Below are 2,704 nucleotides of genomic sequence, written 5' to 3'. Positions count from 1 at the left end.
TTGACTGAGTATTCACCTGTGCCATTGGTTATCGTAAAACCCCTGATGACGATGTTTGATTCATAATTTATTGACGTTATCACCGCTCCATTCCGGCTACCGTCAATAATGGTCGTATATTTATAGTTGACGTTACCGGTGGTGAGTTCGAGGCTTGCCAAGGTGATGTTCTTGCCGTTGAAGTTCAGGTTTTCATGGTATCTGCCGGGATAAACCAACACGATATCCCCGTGCGTGGAGGCGTCGATTGCCGTTTGGATCGAGGTATATTGCTGCGAGCCGTCCAATGCTACGCTGAGGGTGGCTGCAGCACAGCACAGTGCTGCGCTGCAGAGGATTGCGCATAATGGCGATTGTTTTCATCATATCTTCTTTATATGGGCTGCTTGATCTCAGAGTTTAAATCCGTGGTTCTGCTGCCACGCGGACAGCAGAACCACGGGGGTTTGTTTAATCTGTAAGCGCTAAGCTCAACTTTACCACTTACCCCCTCAAAATAGTCAATTTTCGGCATAATCCTTGCCCCTTAGGGAAACGTCAAATTGGTTAAATACTTATCAAGCAACGACATACGCATTTCTGCAAATTAGCCCAAACTGCGATTTGGCAAACGTAGTGCCCATAACATTCAGATTTGTCTTGACAGATTTTCAGCACTCAATATCATGGCACGCATGTATATTAGAAAAGTAACTAAAACAAACAAAGGCTCTGACAAAAAGTACGACGAGTATCGCTTGGTAAAGAGCTGTCGCAATGGAGATAAGGTAAGGCAGATCACTATTTTGGTGATGCTGGATATACGCGTGCCGCAAGCGCAATGGAAGGCTTTGGCAACCGCGATTGAGGCTTTGATCAATGGTCAGGATGTGTTGTTTCACGAGAAAGCTATTCAGGAAGAAGCAGAACGTTGGTTTCATGCTTATCTATGCAAAAAGTCTAGGGAAGCCCTGCCATTGGAAATCAATCCCAGAGATGATGAGGATTATGAGAGCGTGAGTATCAGCAGCATCTTGAACCGCCAGCCAAAGAGCATTGGAGCGGAGCATATATCTCTGAGCATGTACCGCAAGCTTGGCTTTGAAGATATCTTCACTGAGCTTGGTTTCAGCAATAAGCAAAGAAATGACGCCGCATTATCTATTTTTGGCAGAATGCTGGAGCCGGGCAGTGAGAATGCAACCGCTGCCTGGGGCAGAACTCACACTGGTCTGGGAGAACTCTTGGGAGCAGATTTTTCAAGACTATCCCACAATGCTCTGTATAGGATAACGGATCAGATTTACAAAAATAAAGAGCAGCTTGAGCAGTCGCTTCGTGTAAACGAGTGCAGTGTCTTCAACCTTACAGAGGGCATTTTTCTTTATGATCTGACCAATACTTATTTGGAAGGCACGGCAGCAGGCATAGCTAAAGCCCGTTTTGGGCATTCCAAGGAAAAGCGGTTTGATTGCAGATTATTGACCTTGGGTCTGGTGTTGGATGAACTTGGTTTTCCCAAAAGGAGCAAGGTCATGGAGGGATCGGTAAGTGAATCCGGCACACTAGAAAAGATGCTTGAGTATCTAAGGGATGAAACTGACCTGAAACCCGTTACGGTGGTCATAGATGCCGGTATCGCTACGGAAGCCAATCTTGCATACCTGAGAAAACACAAATATCATTACATCTGCGTTGCCCGCAATAAGCCAATTCCTGAAGAGTTGATCGATAAGACGAAGTTCATGCCTGTTTCCAATAAAGGCGGCAACCATATCCATACTCAGGTTTTCAGACAGGAAAATGAATGTGTCCTCTACTGTGAAAGTGAAAAAATGGGACTGAAAGAGCAGGCGATGCGGGAGAAGTTCTGTTCACGTTTTGAAGCCGAATTGAACAAGATCCGGGACGCCCTTGCAGCAAAGAAAGGGAAAAGAAAGTATGAATTTGTCTATGAACGAGTTATCCGTCTCAAAGAACGTTTCAAATCGGTGAGTTCTTTCTACACAATCGATATCGTCCAAGAAGAGGACAAAGCCGTATCTCTACATTATTCAATCGACCGCCAGGGAGCGCTTGACGCCAAGTACTCGGGATCGTATTATCTTCGCACCAGCCATATGGATCTCAGCAGCGATAAGATATGGTCTATGTATATGATGTTGAATACGGTTGAACGCGCTTTCAGAACCCTCAAATCTGAGCTTCACTTTAAACCCGTTTACCATCAAAAAGATTCGCGGGCAGAAGCGCATCTCTTTGTCGCTGTCTTGGCATATCATCTGGTCAACGCAATCCAACACCAGCTACATGAACAGGGGATAAACATATCATGGACTATGCTGCGCAAAATGATGCGCAACCATCAGTTGATCCTGACCACAATGCAAACCAGAAAGGGCACTACGATCACAATAGTGGACAGCACTGTAGCGGAAGATAATCACATACAAATCTATAATGCCCTCAATTTGAGCCATAATCCAATCAAAAGAATAGTAAGAAAACACAAACACGTGTAGTGCCCATGAATCAGCTAAGTGCATGCGGGACAAGTGTATAACTTATAAATGGTAAAGTTGGGTTAAGATTGCACCAGTCATTGAATTACCAAACACCGGACGATGTTTATGCTGGCAAGGACTGCACTCATGTGGCATAGATTCAAACATAGCACCAAAAGGATTACCAGACTCCATTCCGAGAAGAATAACTCACAGGATTC

The 2,704-nt window shown here is 44.8% G+C and carries 2 protein-coding genes; one reads left to right on the top strand and one right to left on the bottom strand.

Translation table 11 applies throughout. The features are described from left to right. The coding region (locus Q8M98_05160) for a hypothetical protein (GenBank protein ID MDP3114150.1) at nt 1–287 on the bottom strand (287 nt) is incomplete at its 3' end. A 387-nt stretch (nt 288–674) separates the two neighbouring features. Between Q8M98_05160 and Q8M98_05155 the strand changes: the two genes are divergently transcribed. Next, nucleotides 675–2,501, top strand: a complete 1,827-nt coding sequence (locus tag Q8M98_05155) for an IS1634 family transposase (protein ID MDP3114149.1) — start codon at nt 675–677, stop codon at nt 2,499–2,501. Nucleotides 2,502–2,704: the final 203 nt, after the last annotated feature.

The sequence above is a fragment of the Candidatus Cloacimonadaceae bacterium genome, from assembly GCA_030693415.1.
GTDB lineage: Bacteria > Cloacimonadota > Cloacimonadia > Cloacimonadales > Cloacimonadaceae > JAUYAR01.
This window is presented reverse-complemented; position numbering and strand designations above follow the sequence as displayed.

Excerpts from the sequence above, each read along its gene's own strand:
- Q8M98_05155 (MDP3114149.1), top strand. The coding sequence starts at position 675 with ATGTATATTAGAAAAGTAACTAAAACAAACAAAGGCTCTGACAAAAAG.